This window comes from uncultured Methylobacterium sp. (assembly GCF_964242245.1).
Taxonomy (GTDB): Bacteria; Pseudomonadota; Alphaproteobacteria; order Rhizobiales; family Beijerinckiaceae; genus Methylobacterium.
Map to the genome: position 1 here is coordinate 1 of NZ_CAXTBY010000158.1, position 6,637 is coordinate 6,637.

4 protein-coding genes and 1 pseudogene are annotated in these 6,637 nt (G+C 71.4%); all 5 read left to right on the forward strand.

Annotated features, from left to right (window positions below):
• Positions 1–308 (forward strand): annotated as a pseudogene (locus ACFE8Y_RS20080) (ferredoxin:protochlorophyllide reductase (ATP-dependent) subunit B); the annotation flags it as partial.
• Positions 283–4,056: a magnesium chelatase subunit H gene (locus ACFE8Y_RS20085; protein ID WP_375466140.1), complete on the forward strand. Its 3,774-nt coding sequence runs from the start codon at positions 283–285 to the stop codon at positions 4,054–4,056. The pseudogene ACFE8Y_RS20080 and the gene ACFE8Y_RS20085, both read left to right, overlap by 26 nt.
• Entirely contained in the window at positions 4,053–4,946 is an 894-nt protein-coding gene (bchL, locus tag ACFE8Y_RS20090; RefSeq protein ID WP_375466141.1) for a ferredoxin:protochlorophyllide reductase (ATP-dependent) iron-sulfur ATP-binding protein, read from the forward strand. The genes ACFE8Y_RS20085 and bchL overlap by 4 nt, the downstream gene beginning before the upstream one ends.
• Positions 4,947–4,956: 10 nt before the next feature.
• Complete coding sequence (bchM, locus tag ACFE8Y_RS20095) at positions 4,957–5,796, forward strand: magnesium protoporphyrin IX methyltransferase (RefSeq protein WP_375466142.1); 840 nt, start codon at positions 4,957–4,959, stop codon at positions 5,794–5,796.
• Positions 5,793–6,637, forward strand: an 845-nt coding sequence (locus ACFE8Y_RS20100) for an MFS transporter (RefSeq protein WP_375466143.1), incomplete at its 3' end; no start/stop codon positions are given. The genes bchM and ACFE8Y_RS20100, both read left to right, overlap by 4 nt.

Below are 6,637 nucleotides of genomic sequence, written 5' to 3' on the forward strand. Positions count from 1 at the left end.
TCCGCGAGGACCCCGAGTTCAACGACCGCGCGCCCTCGCATCTCGGCGGCAAGGCCCCGGCCGAGCCCGCCCAAGCCGAGCCCGCCGAGGCCGCGCCGCCGGCCCCCGCCCCGTCGGGGCCCGCGGCCGCCGAGGCCGCACCGCTGGTCTTCGTCTGGTCGGGCGACGCGGAGAAGGAACTGAAGAAGATCCCGTTCTTCGTGCGCGGCAAGGCCCGCGCCAACACCGAACGCTTCGCGCGCGAGCGCAATCTCGCTGTCGTCACCGTCGAGACGCTGTACGATGCCAAATCGCATTTCGGCCGCTGAGCCCGCCCCGATGCGGGTCGTCATCGTCACGATGGACACCCATCTGGCGAGCGCCGCCGAGCGCGCGCGCAAGCTCCTGCAGCGCGAGATCCCCGGCCTGTCGCTCGTGCTGCACGCGGCCTCCGAGTTCGGCGGCGATCCGGAGAAGCTCGCGCGCTGCCGCGCCGACATCGCCGACGGCGACATCGTGGTCTGCGCGATGCTGTTCATGGAGGATCACTTCCAGCCGATCCTCGCCGACCTCCGCGCGCGCCGCGATGCCTGCGACGCGCTGATCTGCATGCTCAGCGCGTCGGAGGTGACGAAGCTGACGCGGGTCGGCGCCTTCAAGATGGACGGCTCGCAGGGCGGGGCGATGGCGCTGCTGAAGCGCCTGCGCGGCTCGCCCAAGGAGCGCAGCGCCAGCGCCGGCGCCGAGCAGATGAAGATGCTCAAGCGCCTGCCCAAGATCCTGCGCTTCATCCCCGGCACCGCGCAGGACGTGCGCGCCTACTTCCTCACCCTGCAATACTGGCTCGCGGGATCGGACGAGAACGTCCTCAACATGGTCCGCATGCTGGTGGACCGCTACGCCGACGGCCCGCGCAAGGGCTTGCGCGGCCTGTCGAAGGCCGCAGCCCCCGTCGTCTACCCGGATGTCGGCGTGTACCATCCGCGCCTGCCCGGACGCATGTCCGAGGATGCCGGCGCGCTCCCCGGCGGCGGCCCGCGCGGCACGGTCGGCGTGCTCGGCTTGCGCTCCTACATGCTGGCCGGCAACAGCGCGCACTACGACGGCGTCATCGCCGCGCTCGAAGCCCGCGGCCTGCGCGTGATCCCGGCGTTCGCCAGCGGCCTCGATTCGCGGCCCGCGATCGAGCGTTACTTCCTTCAGGACGGCGTGCCGGTGATCGACGCGCTGGTCTCGCTCACCGGCTTCTCGCTCGTCGGCGGCCCGGCCTACAACGACGCGCGCGCGGCCGAAGAAGTGCTCGCCCGCCTCGACGTCCCCTACGTCGCGGCGCATCCGGCCGAGTTGCAGACCCTGGAGCAGTGGGGCGCCTCGGACCGCGGCCTGCTGCCGGTCGAATCGACCATCATGGTCGCGATCCCCGAACTCGACGGCGCCACCGGCCCAATCGTCTTCGGCGGCCGCTCGGACAAGGCGGGCGTCGCCTGCAAGGGATGCCACGTCGCCTGCGTCTTCCCGTCGGGCGAGGACGACCGCGACATGCACCCGTGCGTCGAGCGCGCCGGCATGCTCGCCGCCCGCGTCGAGAAGCTGGTGCGCCTGCGCCGCTCGGCGCGCGCCGAGCGCAAGGTCGGCCTCGTGGTGTTCAACTTCCCGCCGAACGCCGGCAACACCGGCACCGCCGCCTACCTCTCGGTGTTCGAGTCGCTCCACCGCACGCTCACGGCGATGAAGGCCGCCGGCTACGCGGTCGAGGTGCCCGAGAGCGTCGACGCCCTGCGCGAGGGCGTCGTCGTCGGCAACAGCGCCCGCTTCGGCGCGCAGGCCAACGTCCACGTCCGCATCCGGGCCGACGAGCACGTCCGGCGCGAGAAGCACTTGGCCGAGATCGAGGCGCAATGGGGCCCGGCGCCGGGCAAGCAGCAATCGGACGGCGCGTCGATCTTCGTGCTGGGCGCGCAGTTCGGCAACGTCTTCATCGGGGTGCAACCCGCCTTCGGCTACGAGGGCGACCCGATGCGCCTGCTGTTCGAGAAGGGGTTCGCGCCGACGCACGCCTTCTCCGCCTTCTACCGCTGGCTGCGCGAGGACTTCAAAGCGCACGCGCTCATCCATTTCGGCACGCACGGCGCGCTCGAATTCATGCCCGGCCGCCAGACCGGCCTCACGGCCACCGACTGGCCCGACCGGCTGATCGGCGACATGCCCAACATCTACCTCTACGCCGCCAACAACCCGTCGGAGGGCGCTATCGCCAAGCGGCGCTCGGCCGCGACCCTGGTGAGCTACCTGACGCCGCCGATCGCCCATGCCGGGCTCTATCGCGGGCTGGTCGAGCTGAAGGGCTCGATCGAGCGTTGGCGCGGGCTGGAGCCCGACGCCGACCACGAGCGGGCCGAACTCGCGGTCCTGGTCCAGGCCCAGGCGGCGCTGGTCGACCTGTCCCCCGCGGAGCCCGCCTGGGGCGACGCGGCGGAGGCGGAGGTCGGCCGCATCGGCCGGGCGGTGCTCGAACTCGAATACACGCTGATCCCGCACGGGCTCCACGTCGTCGGCCAGCCGCTCTCCCCGGCCGAGCGCGTGGACATGCTGCTGTCGATGGCCGATTCCAGCCACGGCACCCGCCTGGAGCGGGCATCGGTGGCCGCGCTGGTCGGCGGTGCCTCGCCGGAGGCTGCGCTCGCCGCCGCCGGCCCGGTGCCGAAGGCCACCGACCTCGCGATCCTGCGCGAACTGGCCGCCACCGACCGGCAACTCACCGAGGACCACGAGGTGCCGGCGCTGCTCCGGGCGCTCGACGGCCGCTTCATCCGCCCGGCGCCGGGCGGCGACCTGCTGCGCACGCCCGCCATCCTGCCCACGGGGCGAAACCTCCACGGCTTCGACCCGTTCCGCATCCCCAGCGCCTACGCGGTGCAGGACGGCGCGCGCCAGGCCCAGCGCATCCTCGACCGGCATAGGGCGGACGGCCTGCCCCTGCCGAAGTCGGTCGCCATCGTCCTGTGGGGCACCGACAACCTCAAGAACGAGGGCGGCCCGATCGGCCAGGTGCTGGCGCTGATCGGCACGAGGCCCCGCTTCGACGGCTACGGCCGGCTCGCGGGCGCCGAGCTGATCCCGCTGGAAGAGCTCGGCCGCCCCCGCATCGACGTGGTCGTCACCCTGTCGGGCATCTTCCGCGATCTGCTGCCCTTGCAGATCAAGCTCATCGCGGAAGCCTGCCTGCTCGCGGCCTCCGCCGACGAGCCGGTGGAGCGGAACTTCGTCCGCCTCCACGCGCTCGACTACCAGCGCGTCCACGGCGGCGACTTCGAGACCGCCGCGCTGCGGGTGTTCGGCAACGCCGACGGCGCCTACGGCTCGAACGTCAACCACCTCGTCGAGAACGGCCGCTGGGACGAGGAGGACGAACTCGCCGAGACCTATTCCCGGCGCAAAGGCTTCGCCTACGGCCGCGACGGCCGGCCGGTGCAGCGGACCGCGCTCCTGAAGAGCGTGCTCGCCGACGTGGATCTGGCCTACCAGAACCTCGATTCGGTGGAACTCGGCGTCACCACCGTGGACCACTACTTCGACACGCTCGGCGGCATCAGCCGGGCGGTCAAGCGCGCCAAGGGCGGGGTCGACGCGCCGGTCTACATCGGCGACCAGACCCGCGGCGAGGGCTGCGTCCGCACCCTCAACGAGCAGGTCGCGATCGAGACGCGCACCCGCATCCTCAACCCGAAATGGTACGAGGGCATGCTCGCCCACGGCTACGAGGGCGTCCGCCAGATCGAGACCCACGTCACCAACACGATGGGCTGGTCGGCGACCACGGCGCAGGTCGATCCGTGGGTCTACCGCGAGATCACCACGACCTTCGTCCTCGACCCCGCGATGCGCGAGCGCATGGCCGCGCTCAACCCGACCGCCTCGGCCAAGGTCGCCAACCGCCTGATCGAGGCGCACCAGCGCGGCTTCTGGCAACCCGACGCCGCAATGCTCGACGCGCTGGCCCAGGCCGGCGACGAGCTCGAAGACCGCCTCGAAGGCATCCTGCCGGGGGTTTCAGCCATGAGAGGCGTCGCCGCATGAACATCGCCATCCGCAATCCCGTCGTCGCGCGGCGCGAGCCCGAGGGCAGCGTCCAGGTCTCCCTCGACGTCGCCATCGGCACGACGGCCAAGGTCTTCGCCGTCTACGGCAAGGGCGGCATCGGCAAGTCGACGACTTCGTCGAACCTGTCGGTGGCCTTCTCCAAGCTCGGCAAGCGCGTGCTTCAGATCGGCTGCGACCCCAAGCACGACTCGACCTTCACGCTCACCAAGCGCCTCGCGCCCACCGTGATCGATGCCCTTGAAGCCGTGCAGTTCCACTCCGAGGAACTGCGCGTCGAGGACTTCGTGGCGGAAGGCTACAACGGCGTGATGTGCGTGGAAGCCGGCGGCCCTCCGGCGGGAACGGGCTGCGGCGGCTACGTCGTCGGGCAGACGGTGAAGCTTCTCAAGGAGCATCACCTGCTGGAGGACACCGACGTGGTGATCTTCGACGTTCTCGGCGACGTGGTCTGCGGCGGCTTCGCCTCGCCGCTCCAGCACGCCGAGCAGGCGTTGGTCGTCACCGCCAACGACTTCGACTCGATCTTCGCGATGAACCGGATCGTGGCCGCGATCCACGCCAAGGCGAAGAACTATCCGGTGCGGTTAGGGGGCGTCATCGCCAACCGCTCGGCCAACACCGACGAGATCGACCGCTTCAACGCCGCCGTCGGCCTGGAGCGGATCGCGCACTTCCCCGACCTCGACGTGGTCCGGCGCTCGCGCCTGAAGAAGCGGACCCTGTTCGAGATGGACCCGACGCCGGAACTCGAAGCGGTGACGACCGAGTACATGCGGCTAGCCGCCTACCTCTACGGCGGCGGCAAGCCGCTCTCCGCGATCCCGATGAAGGACCGCGACCTCTTCGAATTCCTCGGGTTTGACTAGGGCTTTGGCGATGACCAGCACCACCTACGCCGAGCGCCGCGGGCAGCTCACCACCTACTTCGACCGCACCGCGGTCGAGGCGTGGGCGCGGCTCACCTCCGACGCCCCCGTCTCGAAGATCCGCGCGACGGTGCGCGCCGGGCGCGACGCCATGCGGGGCACGCTGCTGTCGTGGCTGCCGGACGACCTCACCGGCCTGCGCGTGCTCGACGCCGGCTGCGGCACCGGGGCGTTCAGCCTCGAGGCGGCGCGGCGCGGCGCCGAGGTGGTGGCGACCGACGTCTCGGCGACGCTGGTCGGCCTCGCCCGCGAGCGCACCGGCGCCGCCGCGGGCGGGCGGATCGACTTCCGCGTCGGCGACATGCTCGATCCCGCGCTCGGGACGTTCGACCACGTCGTCGCGATGGATTCGCTGATCCACTACGAGGCCGCCGACATCGCCCGCGCGCTCGCCCGGCTCGGCGAGCGCACCCGCGGCTCGGTGGTGTTCACGGTGGCCCCGCGCACCGCCCTGCTGACGGTGATGCACGCCGCCGGCACGCTGTTTCCCAAGCGCGACCGGGCGCCGGCGATCGTGCCGATCACGCAGGGTACCCTGCGGACGCGGATCGCGCGGGAGCCGGCGCTGGCGGAATTTTCAGTGACGCGGACGCAGCGGATCAACAGCGGCTTCTACCTCTCGAACGCGATCGAGCTGTCGCGGGTCCCCTCTCCCGTGCGGGAGAGGGACAGGGTGAGGGATGAGAACGTGCCGGAGAGGTCACGCCCCTCACCCCAACCCTCTCCCCCTGGGAGAGGGAGCCAGGTCGCGCCAACGTCCCTCGCAGAGGGGGGAGGGCTCGCCCCATGAAGTTCGGCCCCCGCCTGATCCAGTCGCTGGCGACCCTCGGCCCGTCGATCCTCCCCTTCGCGGACGCCGCGACGGCGGAACTGCCGCTCGGGCGCCTGATGCGGCTGGCGCTGTTCCAGGTCACCGTCGGCATGGCCGCGGTGCTGCTGATCGGCACGCTCAACCGGGTGATGATCGTCGAGCTGGAGGTGCCGGCCTGGATCGTCGCGCTGATGCTCTCCCTGCCGCTGGTCTTCGCGCCGCTGCGGGCGCTGGTCGGCTTCCGCTCGGACACGCACCGCTCGGTGCTGGGCTGGCGGCGCGTCCCCTACATCTGGTTCGGCACGCTGCTCCAGTTCGGCGGGCTCGCGATCATGCCGTTCGCCCTGCTGCTGCTGTCGGGCGACACCACCGGGCCGCTCTGGGCGGGCCAGGTCGCCGCCGCGCTCGCCTTCGTGCTGGTCGGCGCCGGCCTCCACACCACGCAGACCGTGGGGCTGGCGCTCGCCACCGACCTCGCGCCGGCGCACGCCCGGCCGAAGGTGGTGGCGCTGCTCTGCGTGATGCTGCTTGTCGGCATGATGGTGAGCGCGGTGGCCTTCGGCCTGCTGCTCGCCGACTTCTCGAAGGTCCGGCTGATCCAGGTGATCCAGGGCACCGCGCTCGTCACCATCGTGCTCAATGGCCTCGCCCTGTGGAAGCAGGAGGCGCGCGACCCCCATCGCACGAAGGAGGCCCCGCGTCCGAGCTTCTCGGAATCCTGGGCGTCCTACGCCGGTCAGGCGCGCGCGCGGCGGCGGCTCGTGGCGACCGGCCTCGGCACCGCCGCCTTCTCGATGCAGGACATCCTGCTGGAGCCCTA